Genomic DNA, 21,601 nt, shown 5'->3' with positions numbered 1-21,601 from the left:
AATTAACAAATTTTTTGATATAATATCTGTCATGTGTTCTCCTTTGTTTTATTTCGCTTACAATTTTAAAGGAGTTTCACTCTTTTTTTAATATTTTTTTAAAAAATCTTTTTTTTATGAAAATGACTCAGTTATGGATACACAACTTTTTTTAAGGTCCCCAAAATTATATATTCTACTTTTAAGTCTATGATATAGATATAAAAGTAAATATACGATTTATATACCTTTATTTATAACTTGTTAATTATATAACAAAATAAATTTGCTAATAAGTTAAAACACCAAATTTTTGAATAATTAATTACATCTTTTTGCTTTTTTGTTATTATTTAATACACAAAAAAGAAAGGAGAAAAATGAAAATCACAAAATTATTCGAACAAAAAGATACTATCTTTTTTGATCAAAGTTTTGCTAATAAGGATGCAGCATTAGAATTTTTATCAAATGAACTTTATCAAAAAGGATATGTATCGGATAAAGATAAAGCATTAGCATTATTTAAAGAACGCGAAAATCAAGCATCCACAGGTATAGGTGACCATATCGCAATGCCACATATAGGAGATGATATTGTTTTAAAAAATACCCTTGTTTTTATAAGAACCTCAGATTTGAATTGAGATTCTATTGATAATCAAAATATCAAATATATTTTTGGAATAGTTTTATCTAAAAATGATCGTTCAAGCGAACATATGCAAATTATGGCTAATTTATCAAGTTTATTAATTAAAGCAGATTTTATAAATAAACTAGAACAAATAAAGACTGCAGATGAATTTTTAAATCTAATTGATAGTTTTGAAAATGTACAAACTGATACAAAATCAAGCGATGATATTTACGATATTGTTGCTGTTACAGCTTGTCCAACTGGAATTGCACATACATTTATGGCTAAAGAAAAATTATATGAGCAAGCTAAGCAAATGAATGTAAAAATTAAAATTGAAACACAAGGAGCTGATGGGATTGATAATAAACTAACTGATGATGATATCAAAAATGCTAAAGGTGTGATTTTAGCAGTAGATCGCGAAATTGAAAAATCAAGATTTGCTAATAGTGATAATGTTATCGAAATATCAACTCAAAAAGCTATTCATAAACCAGAGCAACAAATTAAGAAGATACTTGATAAGCAAGGAAATAAATTACAAGGAATAAATGCACCAAGCAACCAATCTGAAGCAGCAATGACTTTTGATGGATTTGCTAAAAAAATGTATCGTTCATTGATGTCTGGGATTTCTCATATGCTACCATTTATTATTTTTGGTGGTATTATGCTTGCGATTGCATTCATTATTGACTTAATTATTGGCTCATCAAATGGAACTAATGTTGATTCAAAAGAATTTTTATCAAGTTTCGGATTTAATGCACCAGTATCAAATATTATTTTCCAAATTGGTAAAATTGGGCTTGGTTTGGCAGTTCCTATTTTAACTGCATATATAACTTTTTCAATTGTAGGTCGTCAAGGATTGCTACCTGGATTTGTAGTTGGAGCAATAGCAAGTGGGCAACTTGCTAAAACATACGGATTCTTAGGTGAAAGTATTAAAGCAGCAGGCGCAGATGCAGATAAAGTGCTTGAAACAGGGTCCGGATTCATTGGTGGAATATTAGGTGCATTCTTTGCTGCTGCAATGGTAATTGTTTTTGCTAAATATGTCTTTGGTAAATTACCAGAAAGCATGAAAGGGATTAAGAACATCTTATTTATGCCTTTAATTTCAACATTTGCTATTTCAATTATCTTTTGAGGTGTAAATATAGTTTTAATTTACATTAACTTGGGATTATATTTATTCTTAAAACTGTTTGAAAGCAAACCATATTTAGCTTGATTATTAGGAATTATCATTGGAGCAATGATGGCTGTTGATTTAGGTGGGCCAATAAATAAAGCTGCATATATTTTCGGGGTATTATCAATTTCTGGAGGAACAAGTTCTATACCAATGGCTGCCGCTATGGCTGCCGGAATGGTGCCTCCACTTGGAATATCAGTGTCAATGTTTCTTACCAAGAAATTATGATCAAAAGAAGATCGTGATGCAGGTAAATGATCAAGCATTCTCTTTGGATTGTCGTTTATTTCAGAAGGAGCAATTCCGTATACAGCAAAAAATCCAAAGATTATGATTCCTGCAAATATTGTCGGTGGAGTTGTTGCTGGTTTAATTACAGCAGCTCTCGGAGTTAATATAATTGCTCCACACGGTGGAATCTTCGTTATCTTCTTAGCACGTTCATCATTGTTTGGTAATAATATTGGTTTATCAATAGGATTAGGTATAGTATTTTTCTTATTAGCATTAATCGCTGGTTCATTCGCATCAGCTGGTACTATTTGACTTGCAAGTTATATTAATAAAAAATTCCCTAAAAAACAAAAACCAAGGTAAATTAATGATTTATACACTTACATTATCACCTTCAATAGATTTATTCATTACATCTGAAAATTTTGATTTAAAGAAAGTGAACCGTTATGGTGAATTCGAACTTTTACCTGGTGGTAAGGGTTTAAATGCATCAGTAGTATTAAAAAGACACGGTTTTGATAATAAAGCAATAACATTTTTTGACTCACAAACTTTTGATATGTTCCAAAAAGATACTTTTTCAAAAGAAAAACTTGATGTTTTAAATATAGCAACAGAACAAAAAACTCGCATTAATATTAAATACTATGGAAAAACAACTGATTTTGAACTCAACGGACCAAAAACATTGATTAATGCAGACAAAGAAAACAAGTTATTTAAAGAACTTGATAAAATTACTAAGGATGATGTTTTAATGCTTATGGGTAAAGCAGATGAAGAACTGTTATTGAGGATAATCGAATTTGTTTCTTCAAAGAATATAAAGGTTGTTTTGGATATAGAGAGTTCAAATTTTATTAATTTTTTGCAATTTAAACCATTTTTAATTAAACCCAATATAGATGAATTAAAGATGATATTTGCTAGTTTATCAGATTCAGTTCATGATATAAAACATTCTATGCAACAATTACAAAATTTAGGTGCTGAAAATGTAATAGTATCAAATGGTGAAAAAGGTGCATATTTATTAGATTCAAAACAAAATTTTTATTCTCTAAAAATTAATCAAAAGGTTGACTTAGTTTCTGCAACTGGTGCAGGTGATACAATGATTTCAATATTTGCTGCAAGTTATTTAAAGAATCAAAATAGCGAAAATGCTTTTTTATTAGCAGGTGCAGCATCAATGGCGACTGTTACTAGTAAGTGATTAGCGAATGAGAAGAAAACAAAAAAATTTCTTTCAAATGTATTTATCCAAAAATAATGTATAATATTTAAACAAGGATAAATTATGGAAAAACAAGAAATTCAAAAAGTAAATAAAAAAAATAAATTAGCAAATGTAAGACTAATTTGACCTTTGATTATAGGATTAACTGTAGGTGTTGCTATTGTGTTGATTCTTTGAGCAATTTTTTCAAATGTATAATAACATCAAAACACACATTTTATGTGTGTTTTACTATATCAAAAATTTAAAGAAAATGATTTTATTGTTATAATATAGAAACACAAGGGAATGGACAAAAAATAAAAAACAAATTTTGATTATTTTTTGATTGTGCTATAATTAGTTAGCAATTTATTAAATGCAAATGCCGATTTAGCTCAGCGGTAGAGCAGCTGGCTGTTAACCAGTTGGTCGTTGGTTCAATCCCAATAATCGGCGCCATTTATGGTCTGTTGGTGAAGCGGTTAACACACATGGTTTTCATCCATGCATGCACGGGTTCGATTCCCGTACAGACTGCCATTTTGGAAGATTAGCTCAGTTGGGAGAGCGTCGCCCTTACAAGGCGAATGTCATGGGTTCGAGTCCCTTATCTTCCACCATATGCCGTCTTAGCTCAGTTGGTAGAGCAACTGACTTGTAATCAGTAGGTCGTAGGTTCGAGTCCTATAGACGGCACCAAAGCGAGTTTTTTACACAAAAACTACCCTTGCACGGGTGGTGAAATTGGCAGACACGCTAGATTTAGGCTCTAGTGCTCTACGGCATGAGGGTTCGAGTCCCTCCTCGTGCACCATTCTTAATTTTAATTTAATTTTTAATTTATAATATTTTTTATTTTTTTAAGCTTTTAATCGTTTATAGTTAAACCTTTCATATACTATAGACAACTTCTTATATTTTTTTCTATACAATTATCAAACTTTTTATCACTTATAATTTAAAAAAAGTAATTTTGTAATAAATATTTTGTAAAAAATTAATTCCATATATATGTACATATAATGCTTTAGTCTTATCAACTAAAGCATCTTTTTTATACATTTTTATCTTTAAATTTACTTGCACTTTGCAAAAAGCGAGTAAATAATTTATGTGGTTGTAATGGTCGTGCAGTGAATTCTGGGTGATATTGCACCCCGATATAAAAATCTTGGGTTGGATCTTCACAGGTCTCCACGAGTTTTAAAGTAGGGTGAAAACCACTAAATATAAAGTCATCACTTTGGATGTTATTTATATATGCTGAATTAACTTCATATCTATGACGGTGACGCTCTCAAATAGAATCCGATTTATAATATTTACTAATGAGTGAATTAGGCTTAAATACAGTTTCATAAGCACCAAGACGCAAGGTTCCACCCAAATTATCTTTAGCACTTTTCCCTTTAATAAAATCGAGCACATAAATTTCGTTTTCACCTTGTGCAAATTCTCGAGAAGTAGCATTGGTTAAACCTTGTTTGTGTGCCTGTGCGACTGTCATAGCCTGCATTCCTAAGCATATCCCGAAAGTAGGGATTTTTTCTTCTTTTGTGTATTTTGCTGCTAAAACTTTTCCTTCAAAACCACGGATACCAAAACCGGGAAGGATAACAACTCCATCTGCATTTGATAATACTTGCTTAATATTTTCTTCGTTCAGGGTGCTTGAATCAACATATTCTAAGTTTATGTCTATTTTTAAATCAATTGCAGAAATTTTTAGTGCTTCATTAATTGATTTATATGCATCTGAAAAACTTGTATATTTACCTAGCATTTTTATTACAAGTGATTTTTGTTTGTTAGCTGCAACCTTACGAGCAAATGCTTTTCAATCATCTAATTTTGCCTGATTATCTTGCATATTAAAATATTTTAAGATATTCGAAGCAACATTTTTTTTATTTAAATATAAAGGAATATCATAAATATTTGATAAATCAGGGACAGAAACCACATGTTCATCGGTTAATAAAGAAGTATATGCAACTTTTTTGATTATTTCGTTTGGAAGCGAATCATCAGAACGTAGTAAAATCATATTAGGTTTAACACCTAAACCTTTTAAAGTTGATACTGAAAACTGTGTAGGTTTTGTTTTAAAATCACCTGATGTTTTTAAAAAAGGAACATATGTAACATGGATAAAGAAAGTGTCGTTAGAATTTGAATAACCCATTTGTGATAAAGCATGAATAAAAGGATTTGATTCGATGTCACCAACAGTACCACCAACTTCGATGATAACAAAATCACTGTTATATTTTTTTTCTATATTTTTTATAACAGAAATTATTTCATTAGTTACATGCGGGACATATTGAACAGTTTTACCTTTAAAAACACCTTTGCGCTCTTTTTCAAGAATGTTTTGAAATATACGTCCACTGGTAAAATTCGAATCCTTTGAAAAGTTTTCATTAATAAATCTTTCATAGTGTCCTAGGTCTAAATCAGTTTCTCCACCATCCTCAGTAACATAAACTTCACCGTGTTCAAATGGTGACATCACCCCTGGATCAACATTTAAATACGGGTCTAATTTTAAAACAAAAATACTATAACCTTTTGCTTTGAGCAGGTTTCCAATTGATGCTGCCGCAACACCTTTGCCTAACCCTGAAATAACACCACCTGTGATAAATATAAATTTTGACATAAAATACCTCTGTTTTTATATTATAAATTAATCTATTAATTTAGTGTAAATTATTTATTAAAAACAAAACCAGCAAAGCTGGCTAAATAATGGACACTTCTATTAATGTTTTTTCATCATCTTTTTGTGCTTCAATTACTTTAAAAACAACTTTGTTTTCTAAAACAAAACGTGATTTTTTATATAGACGATCTCGATGTATTTTTTGAGAAAATCATTTATATAAAGTAAGTTCTTTCTCGTTTTCATTTAATAAATCAGCAGAAAGCTCAAGTTGTTTGAAAAGATCGTGCATTACGACATTACCCTTTACTCTTGATTTTTCAAGTGAAATTTCATAAATTTCTTCATCATCATCATATTCATCGTAAATTTCACCAATAATTTCTTCAATAATATCTTCAATAGTTATAATTCCTACAATATCAGGTGAATTATTATTTTCTACAACAAATGCCATATGTGCGCGGGCAGCACGCATTTTCTCTAGGGCGGATGATAATATTGAATTAGCAGAGACAAAAGGAACAGATTTTACATATTTTTCAATCCGACCTTTTTCGATATCAAAAATATCTTTCAATAATACTATTCCTATTAATTCATCTTTTTTGACAACTGGTATCCTTGAATAATTTGTTTCTTTAAATACTTGTTTTGCTTCAGAAACAGTTGACCGATAATTTAGTATTGTTACATCCTTAAGTTTTATATAATGAGATAAAACCTTGGTAGAATCCAAATCTAATGCTTTTTTAGCAAGTAAACTTTCTCCAGTTTGTAGCACACCTTCGCTTTGGGCAAGGTTAATCATATTTTTTAAATCTTCTTCAGAGTTTGTTACATAAACTTGTTTTGAAATTTTCGAAATCGGCCAAGTTAAAATTCAAAAAACTCAGTAACATACATCGATGTATCAACTAAAAAGTTGTAAGTATTTTTTTGGATATTTTTTTGCTAATAATTTCGGTGTAATTTCACCAAAAATAACTAGCAAAGGTGTTACAATAGCAGTTGAAATAATAATTGATAAAGTATTATTATTAGGAATTAGTTGTGATAAAAATCACGATGTCAGAATTGATGAAATAACATTAACTAGGTTGTTTCCGATTAAAATAGTTGTCAGAATCCGATTATAACGTTTAGTATGCTTGCTAATAAGTTTGCTTGCTAGCTCTTTATTTTCTTCCATTTCATAGATTTTTGCTTTTGAAAAAGTAGAATAAGCTGTTTCGCAACCACTATAAATTGCTGATAGAATAAATAGAAGCAGTAAAAATGGTAAAACTATAAAATGCATCATACTCCTATATAAGGATTCTGACTAGTGGAATATGGGTCCATTATTCGTCCTTTCTAAATTCGTGTTCCTTAAAAGCAACAATTCTTCCTTCGTATAATAATTCTGCATAACCAGGTGAACCGTTACGGTTTTTTGCGATTGTTACTTCAGTTAATTTGTATGCATCGGTGATATCGTTACTATTTTGATTTTTCTTTTTATCTAAGATAGTACGAGATAAAAAGATAACAATATCTGCATCTTGTTCAATGCTACCCGATTCGCGTAAATCTATTAATTGTGGACGTTTATCTTCTCTGTTTTCTACATTACGAGTAAGTTGTGATAGTGCCATAATCGGGATTTTAAGATCTAATGCCATTGTTTTTAATGATCGAGAAATAGCAGAAACTTCAGTATTACGATTACCACCATGACCATCACTGCTGACAAGTTGCAGATAATCAACAATTACAAAACTTAAACCACCATTTAAATCTTTATTCAGTTGCTTTATTTTTCAAATGATATCCTGAATTTTGCTTGTAGCAACATCATCAAAATATAAATTAGACTGTTCCTTGGTAATAGCAGCGATATTTCGTAATTTCATAAAGTCATCGTGCTTTAAAAATTTAGGGTTTTGTAATTTATTCAATTCGATATTTGAAATAGATGCATAAAAACGTGAAACTAATTCATGCACGGGCATTTCCAGTGAAATAAAAGCACATGATTTGTTTGGGTCTTTTGTAATATTTTTGGCAATGTTTAATGCTAATGCAGTCTTTCCTACCCCCGGACGGGCTCCTAATACGATAAATTGACCTGGTTTGAATCCTTTGGTATATTGATCAATTGCATCAAAACCACTAAAAACTGATGCTGCATCAACATCACCACTTTGAATCATTTGTTCAAGTTTTTCAATAAAACTATCTGTTGCATCATTTAATGAAATAAACGAACTGTTTTTTAATCCCCGCTCATTATGTGTAAGAATAAATGTTTCAAAGTCATTTAATGAGTTTTCCCAAGAAATTTCGTTATTAGTTTTAAATGCTTGTAAACTTTCCCCATAAAAAACTTCTAATGCACGTAAACGGGTTAATTCAATTAGTTTTTCAACATTATAATTAAAATTAGATTGATTATTAAATTGTGTAGAAAGGGAACTTAATAAGGTTTCATTTACTAATGAATAACGATTTCTTAGTGAAACATCAGATTCTAATGTTTCAGTCAATTCAATGTAACCGTAAAAAGTAGGATGAGGAGAAGATTTGCTACGTTTGTATTTGATTAAGTCAAAAAGTTGCTTATGCTCAGGAATAAAAAAGTCGTCAATATCTAAATAATCACAACCCAAATGTTGCTTTTCATCATCTGTTAAAATAAGTGCAAGCATTTCACGTTCAACGCTCTTATCAACAAATAATGTATTATTGTAGGCTTTAATTTTTAGATCTTCAAAATTTTTATAAAAAGGCTTTTTAAATTTATTTTTTAACATTAATTATAATTTGAATTTTTATTTTAGCAACAATGTCTTTGTATAATGTAGCATCGATTTCGTGATTTCCTTCGGAAACTAAATGAATTTTTTGCAAAGAATGCTTTGGAAGTTTAAATCCTAATTCCTTGAGTTCTTTATCAACATCTTTTGTAGAAACCGAACCATGTACATTTAAATTTGAATTAGCATCAATATTTGCTGTTAATTGAAATTTTAAGGTTATATCTTCAAGTTTTTCTTTTTGTCTTAATGCGTTGGTGCGATTTTCGTGTTCGTTAGCAACTAAATCATTAAGTCTCTTTTCTAATTGTGCTTGTGTTTGAATATTAAATGCAACACCTAATCCTTTACGGATTAAAAAATTTGTTCCATATCCGGGTGCCACATCGATGATAGTGTTAGCTTTACCATCTTTACAATCTTTTAATAAAATTATTTTCATATTATGTCCTTTCAGCAACGGTAATTGCATGTCTTATATTATTTGCGAATGTTTCTAAATCTTCTTCAGATTCAGCCGCCGCGGTTGTAAAGTGTCCACCACCACCAACCATTTCAGCGATTACTTGCACATTTGTATCAATTCCACGCGCACTTAATTTATATCTTTTAGAATTAGGTAATTTACCTACTACAAATGAAGCACGACGACCACGCACTTTTAGTACTTCATTTGCGGCTATCGAAATAACATCGTTGGTTGCTTCTTGATTTGAATAAGCAAGATAATATCCATCTTTAATTTCAAGAATGTTTTCTAATAATGCTTTTACTTTTTTTACTGTTTCATCATCATATTTTAAAAGTTCACCACTAATATTTGGTTCAGCACCTTTCGATTCTAATCATGCAGCCGCTTCAAAAGCGCGTTTTGATGCTGACTTAGAAAACTGTGATGTGTCCAAATAAATACCATTTAAAAGCCACTGTGCCACTTCTTTGTTAACATCAACTTTATAAGATAAAAACATTAATATTTCGGTGACTATTTCGGATGCACTAGATGCAGTTGTATCTACATATAGATTGCTTTTTGGACAAAAATCAATAGTTTTCCCTAGTCTATGGTGATCTAAAACAAAAACATTATCACGATTTGTATTAACTAATGCATCAATGTTATCTGTTCTTTCAGGGTCAGAGTTATCTACTAGGAAAACCAATGAATCTTCAGATGTTAAATTATTTGCTTGTGTAGATTTGATAAATAAATTATTTTTTTTGGTTGCTTGTAAGAAATTTTTTGTTGTATTATCCATAGTCGTAATAGAAATATATGCATCCTTTTGAAAAGCTTTTGCAATTGTATATATTCCATAAGCAGAACCGATTGCATCTAAATCTGCTCATTTATGTCCATAAATAACAACATTTTTAATTTTATCATCGCTAAGCTTATTTGCGATAATTTGTGCTAAACCACTAATTCTGGTTCGATTTTTATTTGCAAATATTTCGGTGTATGATCCAAAATACTGTGGTTTACTAATATCAGAGAAGATTGCAACTTGATCCCCTCCCCGTGATTGAGCTTGTACTAGTGCTTTTTTTGCTTGTGAAAGTTTTGTTTCTAATGAACTTCAACCTACTGCTAAGCCTAAAGAAACAGAAAGTTTTGTAACTTCTTTATCAATAAGTCGATCATTGATTTTAGTAAAAATTTCAAAATTTGTTTCTTTAAGTTTTGTTAAAGATAATTCATTAGTCAGAATAATAAATTTACCATTTGTATATTGACGATAAATTAAATTATATTTTTCGACCGATTCGTTTAATGCATCAATAATAACTTTATTAATTTTAAAAAGTTGTTCTTCAGAGAAAACTGATTGGTAGTGGCTGTAGTTATCTATTTCCAATTCACCGATAACTGGTTTTTGTTCGTGTAGTTCTTTTTTGTATAATGTTTTAATAGTGGTATCTCGTATTACAACTGTGTTATCTAATGGTCAAAATTGTGCTTCATAATAATTATTATTGTTTTGTAAAATTATATTTTCTGAGTTATTATATTTAATTTTACCTTTAACACTTGCATCAATTTTTTCAATTGCATCTGTAATTTTTAGTCCAATGAAATCATTATGAAAGTTATTTTTAATAAATTCACTAATCCAAATTACTTCAGCGGAGGTATCATAAATAATTAAACCAATTGAGTTATTAGTAATTATTTTTTCAACAAAACGATTAAATGAATGCTTTACTAATTCGCGTGATTTTGCAAAATTAATAATAGCAAAATATAAAATCAAAGTAATTAAGATTAAAGAAAAGAAAAGAGCAATAACTATTAAAACAAGATGTCATTTTTGTGGTTGCAAATTAATAAAGACTACCAAAAGAACTATTATTAAAATAAATAACAATATTCCTGATGTAATAAAAAATCATAATTTTTGCTTCGATTTCATTGATACCTTACCTTATATTTGTTTAATTATACAATAATTTATTTTATCTAAATTATATTCATATAAATTGAATCAACTTGTGAATAACTTTGAAGTTATCCACATTAAATCTAGTTTTTTTACTAAATAACACCTTTAAAAGTAAAACAGACTAATAAATGTGCAAATATTTTTATATTATATTCAAAATAAACATTATAAATATGTAAAAAATATTTTAATTTATAACTTTCAATTTATAATTTAATAGAGTTTAAGACTCAGAAAGGGTGTATTATGCAAACGATATTAAAGATGTTACATTTAGATAACATCGAAAGTATGTCACCTAAGAAAAAGTTATTCTATGGATTATTATTATGAATTTCAATTTCTTTTGGTTATACACTATTTGTTGTAAATTTTGGTTTTAGTGGGTTGCTCAATGGTGGAGGAAAAGGCACACCTGGAGTTCTAGGACATTTTAATATAGAAAATAATGCTGCATTTCAGCTAACTAATCAAGCAACTAACTGAGGTATTACGATAGGTCGCGGGATTGGTTCAATATTAGTTGCTGTTATTTTAACTAGATTAGCACATCGTTGGACAGTTATTATAGCATTTATTTTGACTTTAATAGGTATTCCAGCGCAATGAATTTTTCCGGCTTCTCAAGGTGGATATGTAGGTTTTGTTATCTTTAGAACTTTGATGGCTATCGGTGGAACAATGTTGATAATTCTTACACAACCAGTTGTTGCTAGATTCTTTAATGCAAAAACTAAATCAATAGTTTCACAATTTGGGATTTGATTCTTCCCTATAGGTTCAATTATTACAGTTGTAACATTTTTAGCAGCAAATCCTAATGATGTAAAAAGTGCATGACAAATCATTTTTACTGTAATTAGTGCATTAAACATTATACCATTGCTTATTTTCATTTTTGTTGGTTCTAGATTCGGAATTAAAACAGCACAAGAGCGAGCAAAAGAACCTAATCCATTCGTATTTTTATGAATGTATTTGAAGAAAAAGCAAACATACATTTGAATTTTAGTTTATGGTGGATGATTATGCGCAGTAGTACTTCCACAAGTTTTATCTAAAAGATTATTTATTGATTTAACAACACTTAGAAACTTTGATAAAACAACAAAAGAAATTGCTTCTGCTCCTTTAGAAAAACTAATAAATATTTGATTAGTTATTTATTGAGCAGCAGTGTTTTTAGGTCCTATTACAATCGGGCTTTGATCAAGATTTAAATTAAAACGTAAACTTTATCAAGTATTTGCTCTAACATTCGGAATATTATTTTACATATTCTCAATGGTTGTATTTACCAAATGAATTGTTCCTTCAAAAGGAAGCATTGGTTCACAAGTAATATTCTACATTTTCGCATTTATCACCGGATTATGTCTTTGAGGAATTCAAGGTGTTATGCTTAATCTACCACACGAATATCCAGAACGTGACCCACAAACCATTGGTTGAATGTTTAGTTTAATTTGAGGATTTGGATACTTAATGTTTACAGTTGGATTAATTATTATTTCAGCTGTTACATTAATTGGTAAGAGTGTAAATCCAGTTGCTGCAGGACAAGTTGATCCAAATACACTTAAATATTCAATAATTCAGTTTATCTTAATTATTGTCTTTGGATTGATTTCTGTACTTGGTACCTTGTTGCTTCGCGAACCAGATCCAAATGCAGAATCGATGCCAAGTTGAATGAAAAAGATCTTTGGTTTTTTAGGTAAAAGAAAAAACCTAGATAAAAATTAAGCAAAGACTTACATAAAAACAACAACTCTATGGAATTGTTGTTTTTAATAAAATACATGAATAAATTATATAATTAAATTATTAAGGAGTTATATGAGTGCAACTGAAAAAGCAATTATAGATAAAATAATCAATGAATCATTAGATAAAATAATGGCAGAAAGATTTGGTCGCTATGCAAAATATGTTATCCAACAACGAGCATTACCGGATATTAAAGATGGGTTAAAACCCGTTCAAAGACGGATTTTATATTCAATGTATGGATTAGGTCTTGATTATGATAAGTCTTATAAAAAATCAGCTAGAGTAGTAGGTGATGTTATCGGTAAATACCACCCACACGGTGATTCATCGGTTTATGAAGCGATGGTTAATATGTCACAGTCTTGAAAATCAAATATTCCGTTACTTGATATGCATGGGAATATCGGGTCAGTAGATAATGATCCTGCTGCTGCAATGCGTTATACCGAAGTAAGATTATCAAAAGTATGTCAATATATTTTAAATGATTTAAAAAAGAATACTGTTGCATTTATTCCTAACTTTGATGATAGTGAGCAAGAACCTGCTGTGCTACCATCAATTTTTCCTACATTATTAGTGAATGGAGCAAAAGGAATTGCTGTTGGTATGGCTACTGATTTGCCACCACATAATCTTGGTGAAGTCATTGATGCTACTATTGCAAAAATCAAAAAGCCTTATATAACCTTAAAAGAAGTTCAAAAATACATTTTTGGACCAGATTTTCCGACAGGTGGGATTATCAAAGGAATCAAAGGGATTAATGATGCTTTTGAATTTGGTAATAATCCAAAAGAAAAAATACATTTATATAGTAAATGTAATTTATATACAAAAGATAATTATAAGTATATAGAAATTACACAGATTCCCTATGGAGTTGCTAAATCAGCATTGGTATATGAAATTGATTTATTAATTAACAAAGGTGAAATCGATGGGGTAATTGAAATTAAGGATCAATCTGATCGAAATGGAATAAATATTCTTATTACGATGCACCCAAGTGTTAATGAACAAAGTGTGTTATCATATTTATACCAAAAAACACAACTTAAGGTTTCTTATTCATATAATAATACTGTGATTCAAAATAATCAACCTAAACTTTTATCTCTATTAGATATGCTTGAAAGTTATTCATTGCAAGTTAAGAATATAAAAACCAAGACATTGCAATATGATTTAACAAAGAACAAATTACGTTTAGAAATTGTTAAAGGTTTTATTAAAGTTTCTGAAATTACAGATAAAGTTATTAAAGTTATCCGTCAATCAGAAGGTTCAAAAGCAGGTGTGATAAAAGATTTGATGCATTATTTTGCATTTAGTGAAATTCAAGCAACAGCAATTGCTGAGTTAAGATTATACCGTTTAAGTAAGACAGATAAACAGGCATATTTAAAAGAAAAAGAAGATTTAGAAAAAGAAATTGCTCATATTGAACAACTGCTTAGTGATCCACAAAAATTTAATAATTTTATTATAAAAATACTTAATGAAATTAAAAAAGAGTTTGCTAGTCCGAGAAAAACCTTGATAGAAACTGAAAGTTTTGATTTTTCACATAAAGAAACCGACTTAATTAAAGAAGAAGATGTTTATATTTGTGTTTCGCAAAATGGCTATATTAAAAGATTTAGTCAAAAAACACAAGAAAATAATAATTTAAGCAATTATTATCTTAAGGAAGATGACAACATTATTCATATATCTAAAATGAATACAATGCATAATTTACTAGTGTTTACTAATTTAGGTAATTACATAATTCTACCTATTCATAAAATAACTGAAAATAAATGAAAAGATTATGGAACATCTTTAAAAGAACTTTTCAACCTTAAAATAGATGAAAAGATTATCTCTGTGATTGAAGTAGCAGATTGAAATTCTGATTTATTTATTGTCACTGGAAGCAAAAACGGATTTTTCAAAAGAACCAAATTAAGTGATTTTGCTGTCCAAAGAGTTAATAAAACTTATGTAGCAATGTCTTTAATTGATAATGATATTATGCTTGGTGCTTATTTATCAAATAACCAAAACCATCTTTTAATAGTTTCCGATGAATCACTAATAACTTGCTATCCTGAAATAGAAATTAATACTTATGGAACCAAAGCAAAAGGGATAAAAGGTGTTTACTTGTCACTCAGTGATAAAGTTAGTGATTTTAGAATAATTAATTTAGAAGATGAATATTTATTTGTTTCAAAACAAGGTTATTGAAGCAAAATAAAGGGCTCAAAACTACCTATAACATCTAAATCAATAAAAGGAAAAAAAATAGCAGTAATCAAGGAATTAGGTGCTAATATCAAAGTTGCAAATATTAGCAGAAAACAAGAATTACTAATCCAATCCATAGAACATAATTTAATTAGATACTTAGGATATATAGAATCAAAAGAAAAAACAGGTTATATTGATCTTAATAATATTCAGCATATTTTTATCAATGATATTCAGAAACAAGAAAATATTGATCCATTAAGTGATTTTAGTGTTAAAACAATAAAAAAACACGATGAAAATATAAAAAAATCTGAAGAAAAAGTTAAAGAAAAAGAAAAGGATTTAGATTCTTTGCTAGATCGTGTGGATAAATTATTAGGATTAAAATAATATGGATAAAAAACACTTATACCATGTATTCAAAAGCGAAATATTGAATTTACATTCGATAAATGATATAGCAAAGTTATGAAACCTACATACTGGGACAATAAATCGTTGAATTTTAAAGCAAGAAGTACCAAGCAACTACTTTAACCATATAAATAAACTTTTAAATCATAAATATCAAGCTGATTTTAATGAGCAGCAGTATTATAAAAATATGGATCAGTTTTTTACGCCAGTAAAGGTTGCTAAACAAATGATTGAAAAAACGGTTAAATTTATTAAAAAACACTATGATATAGACTTAAAAGAATATGACTTAATAGAACCATCGGCTGGAAATGGGAGTTTTTCTAATAATTTTCCTAAGGAATTATTTAATCAAACTTATGCATTTGATATTGAACCACAAATAGAGAGTATTATCAAACAGGATTGATTAGAATATTATCCTAAAAACGAAAGAAACATTGTTATTGGAAATCCACCCTTTGGACTTCGTGGACAACTTGCTTTACAGTTTATCAATCATGCAGCAAAATTTTGTGACTTTATATGTTTTATTTTACCTCCACTCTTTAATTCTAATGGTAAAGGATCACCGATGCTAAGAATAAACAAGAATTTTTATTTAGCAGCAGAATTTAAGGTAAATGATGACAAATTTCATTATCCAAATAACAAGATTATTAATGTTAAAAGTATTTTTCAGATATGAACAAAACTACCATCTCATAGTGTAAAGCCAATTAAACCATCTCAAAAAATTAGTGAGTGGATAAAAGTATATTCTTTAAGTAATGGCTCTACACCGAGTTCAAAAAGAAATGTTAAAATGTTGGATAAGTGTGATTATTATCTACCATCTACAACATTTTCAGAAGTTAGTTTAGAAACAAGTTTTTCTAAATTACCACATAATCGAGGATATGGTATTGTTATTTTAAAAGAAAAACAAAGAATACAAAAAATAATTGAAAGTGTTGATTGAAAATCTAAAAGTTTTAAATCGACAAACTCTGCTAATAATCTTAGAACACAACTTATTATTGATGCTATTGAAGAACGGATAAAAAATGATTAAAAGTATTTATGAAGAATTGATTGAATTAATTGATGAAGAAATTAATAAGCATCCTTGAAAATTAACGGATAAATTTGCAAGTATAAGAAAAATCCAAATTGATCAAAGAGGTAGAGTTGGAGAAAAGTTTTTTACAACTATATTTAAGGAATTAAATAAGGAAGTTATCTATCAACAAGATGGATTCGGTGATTGAGATATAGTAGTAGATGGAGTTAAAATCGAAATAAAAACCGCTACCTTGGATGTTAGTAAGAAATTTCAACATGAAGGGATTAAAGAAAATAAGTCTTGGGATGTTATAGCATTCTTGGATATTGCACCAAATGACTTATATATAAGTTTTATCCATAAAGATGATTTTAAGTTTGGTTTGCAAAAAGTTAAAAATGATTTAGTTATAAAATACGGGACAGTAAAAATTAATGGTAAGATTCAAAATATTCATTTTAGAGGCAAAGAACAAACAAGTAAAAGGGCAACAGGATCAGGTTATAAAGTAGATTTTAAATTAGAGGATTTAAAAATTACAAGAACTCTTAAGGATATCAAAAATATCTATGAGCAAGCGATAAAAGAAAAACCACACTAGTGGTTTAAACTTTTTTACATATTCAAAAGTAAGTATTATCAGCAAATTCTATAACTTCTTTTGTTTCGTTATAACTTTCATCTCTATTTATTATAGAAATGACTTCAAAACCATTTTCAGTTAGCAAATTAACCAGTTCATCTTTATTATAAAGGTGAAAGAAATCATAAAAACCATCTTCGTTTTTAAAAATTAAGTCTCCTTTGCTTTCAATTTTAAATTCCTGGGTTTGTTGAATGTTTTCTAGTTTTAATCTTTGTCTATATTTTTCTTCATCTCTTAGGTGTCCTGTAAAGATGAAGATTCCGTTTGGTTTTAATGTACGATAAATTTCTTTTAATGCCAGAATACGAGATTTTTCAGATGGTATTCCGATAAAACCGTTAAAAGAAAAGAAAGCATATTCAAAAAAGTTGTTTGGGAAAATTAAATCACAAGCATCCATATATTTAAATCGAATTGTATTATTAGGGAGCAATTTTGCTATTTGCAATGCTGTATCAACCATTTCTTTTGAAATATCAATAGCATAGATATTTTGATATCCTAATTCTTGTAGATTAAATGATGTTCTACCTGCTCCACAACCTAAATCCAGTAAATTTTCTTGCTTATTTCTAAATCACTTATTAACTAAATCTAATTCAGATGTTCATAAACCTACATTAGTAATAGCTAACGAATATTTTAAAATACTAGTATCTTTTGAAAAGACAGATTTAGCGTTTTTCAAGTGCATCCAATCTTACTGAACCAATTACGTGATGAACAATATTTTTTTCTTCATCATAGCCGTTATCAGAAAGATCACTATATGAATTTCTTACTCCTATAGGTGTGATAACATCAAAATTAAAAGTTACATTGTATCCATTTGTAGTTGATTTTTTAATTATAACTTTCATATTTTGAATTGTTTTATCAGATGCGAAACTATTTATATTTTGATTAAGTCTACTAAAGTATGGATATAACACAAATCCTTGTTGTAAACCGATGTAATTTTTAGTGTTTAATGAAGCATACGTCACTTTATATGCACCTAATGGATCAGTTACATCAACTAATAATTTATCAAATATCTTTTTAGTGATAAGAGCAAGTTGCACGTCACCTATTTCACTTGTGATATCTATATCTGCACTAGGATTTTTATGCTTGTCAATTGTTTGTTTTAAATTATTGTTTTGTGTAATAATTGATGTTAAGTCTGCTGCTGTAATAAAGTAAGAAACTATATCGTTTTGCATATTAACATCTTTTTGTAGTTTTCTTAAACCATTAAATTCAAATTCTTGATTAATACTTGCTTCATTTGAATGATTATCATGTTGATTTTCGATTAATACTTGAATTCCTAAGGTTCCTGCTTCATCGTTGAATTTAACACCTGTAATTTTATATTCATATAAGTTTTCTAATGATTTATTTTTTTCTAAAAACTGTGTTTTTAATGAATCATTTAAGGAAGCCACACCATTTGTAAATAAGCTAGTATTTTTATTAAATAGTTGTTCAAAATTAATAATTGTTTCACCTTCTTTTGCCTGCATTTGTAATTCATTATATTTATTTGGATCTTCTGTATACATTAACATATATGCAAGTAACGATGGAAAGAGTCTAGTTACCTTATCAGTAAGTGTTTTTTTGCTTAAAAAACTTTCTTTTTGGTTTGTTTTTGATGTAGAATTATTTACTTTAAAACCATTTATATTGAATCTTAAAGTTTTTTCTTCAATATTTGGATTTTTAGTAGTAAATGTTAACGCAATATTATTTATTGTTCCATTATTTTGGTTTGTATAAAAATCATTATTTGTATCAGTAAATGCTACATTATATTTATTCTGTAGTTCATTATTAATATTTAGTATGCTAAGTAAATTGCTTTTTTCAGTTTTTAATTTTAATCATGCTGCAGCAGAATCATGTTCTTTGTAGAATTTGTTTGCATTAGTTATAGTGATATTTTTTTGTAAGTTTATAACATCAGAAAAATCATTTTTCATTATTGATTGCTGTGGGTTAGTTTTAGATGTATCAGGGTGCGTTTGGATTTCTCTTGTTTCTTGTTCACTTTGCTTACTTGAATCGGTATTAGTTTTGTTTTCTGAGTTATCTGGTGTTTTAACATCTTTTGAAGTCTCATCGTTCTTTGGTTTATCAATTGGTTGTTGTTGCTGCTGTTGACTATCTGAAACTGGGGTTTTTGGTTTAGGAGTTGATGATTCATCATTTTTTGGTTCATGAGTTTCTGGATTACCTTGTTTTTTTGATGGATTGTTGGGTTGTTGATTAGGTGGTGTATCGACAGGTTTTTTTATTTCAATCGGAGTTTCTTTAATTTCTTTTCTTGGTTTTTCTTGCGTTTTATTAGCACAAGCAACTGCTAAAATAGGTGCAGTTGCTAATGATGATAGTAATCAAAATATTCGTTTATTCTTTTTCATAGATAAATTCTATATTATATTTACACAAACAAAAATTTTATTTTCATATTATTTTCGTAATCTTAGTTAAATTATCTTAATTATTTGTTGTTATAAATCCAATCTTTGCTAAGATATAATATAATATACATAGAAACGGAGATAAAATGTATAAATACAAAGCAAAATTATTATCTAGCAATGAAGTCATTGCAAAAGCTAATTCATTAGAAGAATTAGAAGGTTTAATTAAAGGTTTCCGTCGTGGACAAAAACATGGCTTGCATACACAAGGAAATGAAAAAATTGAAATTATTCATGTTGAAAGAGACAACCTTAAAGGTGAACATTATTCAAAAGAAGTAGTTATTAAAACAGTTTAAATATTATAAAAGCAAGGAAGAAGCTCCCTTGCTTTTAATGCATTTTTTCTTCCAGTTTATCAAGTTTTTGTAAGGTATGTTTAATTGTATCATAAACTGATGTTCTGGTTGTAGCAACAATTTCAGCAACTTCTGCATACGAGAGATCTTGATAAAAATATAACTGAAACAGTTGTTGTTGATTTTGTGTTAAAAAATTACGATATTTTTCAAATAATTTACTGTATTTTGTTAAATTTTCTAAACTCTTCTTAGACATCAATTAAATCCTTAGTCATCTGATAGATAAATAACTCTAAATCAAATTCTTGTAAGTCAGTTAGTTTTTCACCTAAACCAACATATTTAACTGATAAACCAAATTCATCTTTTATAGATAAAACAATTCCACCCTTAGAAGTTCCGTCCATTTTAGTTAAAATAATACCAGTTAAATCAGCAATTTCTTTAAAACTTTTTGCTTGTGATAATCCGTTTTGTCCTGTAGTTGCATCTAAAACAAGCAATGATTCATGTGGAGCTGATGGTTCAAATCTCTTGATGATGCCAACCATTTTCTCTAATTCTTTCATTAAATTTACCTTGCTTTGTAAGCGTCCAGCAGTATCAATGATTAATAAATCGTATGATTCATTTTTTGATTTCTCTAATGCTTTATAAACAACAGAAGCAGGGTCCTCACCATTCTTAGTTGGTTTGATAATATCAGCACCAATGCGTTCAGCTCAAATTCCTAATTGATTTACAGCACCCGCTCTAAATGTATCAGCAGCAGCGATTAATACTTTTTTACCATCATTTATATATTTATAAGCAATCTTAGCGATTGAAGTAGTTTTTCCAGAACCATTTACTCCGACAAAAATAAACACATTTAGCCTGTTGTCTTGATAATCTAATTGTGTATTAGTTACTGAATCATTTGTATAAATTAAAAACATTTGATCAGCAATTATTTCACCAATAAGCTTTGGATCATCGATATTATTGGTTTTAACCTCCTTTTTAATTCTTTCAAGCATAACATCAACTAATGAAGAATTGATATCAGACATTATTAAAAGCTCCATTAATTCGTCAAAAAAATCTTCATCAATTTTTAAATGTCGATTTTGAATCTCGAGAAGTTGCTTACCAAAATTTGAACTACTTGAAAGACCACTTTCGTATTTTCTAAATTTTTCACTATTAATAATTTCTTTTTGTTTTTGGATCTCTATTTCTTGCTGTTTTTCTTCAATTGTTTTTTTATCTCGTTTAAAAACCTTATTGATTAAATTCTTAAAAAAGCCCATTATTCTCCTAAAATTATATATAATAGATAATATATAAATATTTTAACAAAAAGCAAGTTAAAAAAATAAATAATTTTTTTCTTTGAAAAAAAACTCTTAGTGCTATAATTAAATAGCAAATAAAGATGCGAGTATAGTTTAATGGCAGAACTTCAGCCTTCCAAGCTGACTATGAGGGTTCGATTCCCTTTACTCGCTCCATTTCAAATAATTGACCAATAA

At 28.6% G+C, this 21,601-nt stretch carries 17 protein-coding genes and 6 tRNA genes; 14 read left to right on the top strand and 9 right to left on the bottom strand.

All coding sequences use genetic code 4. From position 1 onward, the window contains the following. Positions 1 to 359: 359 nt before the first annotated feature. From ACXYRN_RS03845 to ACXYRN_RS03810, 8 genes are all read left to right on the top strand, one after another. Positions 360 to 2,420: a PTS fructose transporter subunit IIABC gene (locus tag ACXYRN_RS03845; RefSeq protein WP_458607727.1), complete on the top strand. Its 2,061-nt coding sequence runs from the start codon at positions 360 to 362 to the stop codon at positions 2,418 to 2,420. Between the two features lie 4 nt (positions 2,421 to 2,424). Next, complete coding sequence (locus ACXYRN_RS03840) at positions 2,425 to 3,333, top strand: 1-phosphofructokinase (RefSeq protein WP_458607726.1); 909 nt, start codon at positions 2,425 to 2,427, stop codon at positions 3,331 to 3,333. 27 nt (positions 3,334 to 3,360) lie between these two features. Continuing rightward, positions 3,361 to 3,498: a hypothetical protein gene (locus ACXYRN_RS03835; protein WP_435129979.1), complete on the top strand. Its 138-nt coding sequence runs from the start codon at positions 3,361 to 3,363 to the stop codon at positions 3,496 to 3,498. A gap of 168 nt (positions 3,499 to 3,666) precedes the next feature. Beyond that, a tRNA-Asn gene (locus ACXYRN_RS03830) sits at positions 3,667 to 3,741 on the top strand. 5 nt (positions 3,742 to 3,746) lie between these two features. After that, positions 3,747 to 3,822 (top strand) — tRNA-Glu (locus ACXYRN_RS03825). A 4-nt stretch (positions 3,823 to 3,826) separates the two neighbouring features. Next, a tRNA-Val gene (locus ACXYRN_RS03820) sits at positions 3,827 to 3,902 on the top strand. Between the two features lie 3 nt (positions 3,903 to 3,905). After that, a tRNA-Thr gene (locus ACXYRN_RS03815) sits at positions 3,906 to 3,981 on the top strand. 30 nt (positions 3,982 to 4,011) lie between these two features. After that, positions 4,012 to 4,096 (top strand) — tRNA-Leu (locus ACXYRN_RS03810). Between the two features lie 240 nt (positions 4,097 to 4,336). On the opposite strand, the gene ACXYRN_RS03805 is transcribed toward ACXYRN_RS03810, so the two are convergent. The 5 genes from ACXYRN_RS03805 to ACXYRN_RS03785 form a co-directional block, all read right to left on the bottom strand. Next, positions 4,337 to 5,947, bottom strand: coding sequence for a CTP synthase (locus ACXYRN_RS03805; RefSeq protein ID WP_458607725.1), 1,611 nt, complete (start codon positions 5,945 to 5,947; stop codon positions 4,337 to 4,339). An 82-nt stretch (positions 5,948 to 6,029) separates the two neighbouring features. Continuing rightward, the gene (locus ACXYRN_RS03800; RefSeq protein WP_458607724.1) at positions 6,030 to 7,250 is read right to left on the bottom strand and encodes a CNNM domain-containing protein; all 1,221 of its coding nucleotides are present in this window, start codon (positions 7,248 to 7,250) and stop codon (positions 6,030 to 6,032) included. A 43-nt stretch (positions 7,251 to 7,293) separates the two neighbouring features. Continuing rightward, on the bottom strand, positions 7,294 to 8,745 hold the full coding sequence (locus ACXYRN_RS03795; RefSeq protein WP_458607723.1) for a DnaB-like helicase C-terminal domain-containing protein: 1,452 nt from the start codon (positions 8,743 to 8,745) through the stop codon (positions 7,294 to 7,296). Continuing rightward, on the bottom strand, positions 8,732 to 9,190 hold the full coding sequence (rplI, locus tag ACXYRN_RS03790) for a 50S ribosomal protein L9 (protein WP_458607722.1): 459 nt from the start codon (positions 9,188 to 9,190) through the stop codon (positions 8,732 to 8,734). Before rplI ends, ACXYRN_RS03795 begins: the two co-directional genes overlap by 14 nt. Before the next feature lies 1 nt (position 9,191). Next, entirely contained in the window at positions 9,192 to 11,162 is a 1,971-nt protein-coding gene (locus ACXYRN_RS03785; RefSeq protein ID WP_458607721.1) for a GGDEF domain-containing protein, read from the bottom strand. Between the two features lie 276 nt (positions 11,163 to 11,438). Between ACXYRN_RS03785 and ACXYRN_RS03780 the strand changes: the two genes are divergently transcribed. The 4 genes from ACXYRN_RS03780 to ACXYRN_RS03765 all read left to right on the top strand — a co-directional run bounded on the left by ACXYRN_RS03780 (position 11,439) and on the right by ACXYRN_RS03765 (position 17,269). Next, positions 11,439 to 12,938: a hexose phosphate transporter gene (locus tag ACXYRN_RS03780; RefSeq protein WP_458607720.1), complete on the top strand. Its 1,500-nt coding sequence runs from the start codon at positions 11,439 to 11,441 to the stop codon at positions 12,936 to 12,938. Between the two features lie 93 nt (positions 12,939 to 13,031). After that, positions 13,032 to 15,596, top strand: coding sequence for a DNA topoisomerase (ATP-hydrolyzing) (locus ACXYRN_RS03775; protein WP_458607719.1), 2,565 nt, complete (start codon positions 13,032 to 13,034; stop codon positions 15,594 to 15,596). Between the two features lies 1 nt (position 15,597). Then, the gene (locus ACXYRN_RS03770) at positions 15,598 to 16,677 is read left to right on the top strand and encodes a hypothetical protein (protein ID WP_458607718.1); all 1,080 of its coding nucleotides are present in this window, start codon (positions 15,598 to 15,600) and stop codon (positions 16,675 to 16,677) included. Then, a complete protein-coding gene (locus tag ACXYRN_RS03765; RefSeq protein ID WP_458607717.1) occupies positions 16,670 to 17,269 on the top strand; it encodes a hypothetical protein in 600 nt (199 codons plus the stop codon). The genes ACXYRN_RS03770 and ACXYRN_RS03765 overlap by 8 nt, the downstream gene beginning before the upstream one ends. A gap of 4 nt (positions 17,270 to 17,273) precedes the next feature. Here the strand turns inward: ACXYRN_RS03765 and ACXYRN_RS03760 are convergent, their stop codons facing one another. Both ACXYRN_RS03760 and ACXYRN_RS03755 read right to left on the bottom strand, forming a co-directional pair. After that, positions 17,274 to 18,008 carry a class I SAM-dependent methyltransferase gene (locus ACXYRN_RS03760; RefSeq protein WP_458607716.1) on the bottom strand — a complete coding sequence of 245 codons (735 nt, stop codon included), beginning with the start codon at positions 18,006 to 18,008 and terminating at the stop codon, positions 17,274 to 17,276. Further along, positions 17,989 to 19,722, bottom strand: a complete 1,734-nt coding sequence (locus tag ACXYRN_RS03755; protein ID WP_458607715.1) for an LppA-related lipoprotein — start codon at positions 19,720 to 19,722, stop codon at positions 17,989 to 17,991. Before ACXYRN_RS03755 ends, ACXYRN_RS03760 begins: the two co-directional genes overlap by 20 nt. 146 nt (positions 19,723 to 19,868) lie before the next feature. Between ACXYRN_RS03755 and ACXYRN_RS03750 the strand changes: the two genes are divergently transcribed. Further along, positions 19,869 to 20,084 (top strand): MAG6790 family protein, encoded by a 216-nt coding sequence (locus tag ACXYRN_RS03750; protein WP_435130013.1) that lies wholly within the window; start codon positions 19,869 to 19,871, stop codon positions 20,082 to 20,084. A 34-nt stretch (positions 20,085 to 20,118) separates the two neighbouring features. Here ACXYRN_RS03750 and ACXYRN_RS03745 read toward each other — a convergent pair whose 3' ends face one another. Further along, on the bottom strand, positions 20,119 to 20,343 hold the full coding sequence (locus ACXYRN_RS03745) for a sigma factor-like helix-turn-helix DNA-binding protein (RefSeq protein ID WP_458607714.1): 225 nt from the start codon (positions 20,341 to 20,343) through the stop codon (positions 20,119 to 20,121). Then, positions 20,336 to 21,379 carry a signal recognition particle-docking protein FtsY gene (gene ftsY / locus ACXYRN_RS03740; protein ID WP_458607713.1) on the bottom strand — a complete coding sequence of 348 codons (1,044 nt, stop codon included), beginning with the start codon at positions 21,377 to 21,379 and terminating at the stop codon, positions 20,336 to 20,338. The genes ACXYRN_RS03745 and ftsY overlap by 8 nt, the downstream gene beginning before the upstream one ends. Before the next feature lie 127 nt (positions 21,380 to 21,506). Between ftsY and ACXYRN_RS03735 the strand changes: the two genes are divergently transcribed. Further along, positions 21,507 to 21,580 (top strand) — tRNA-Gly (locus tag ACXYRN_RS03735). Positions 21,581 to 21,601: the final 21 nt, after the last annotated feature.

Source organism: Mycoplasma sp. 4423, from assembly GCF_054353855.1.
The sequence above is the reverse complement of the archived record's forward strand: the minus strand, read 5'-3'. Positions and strand labels throughout refer to the sequence as shown.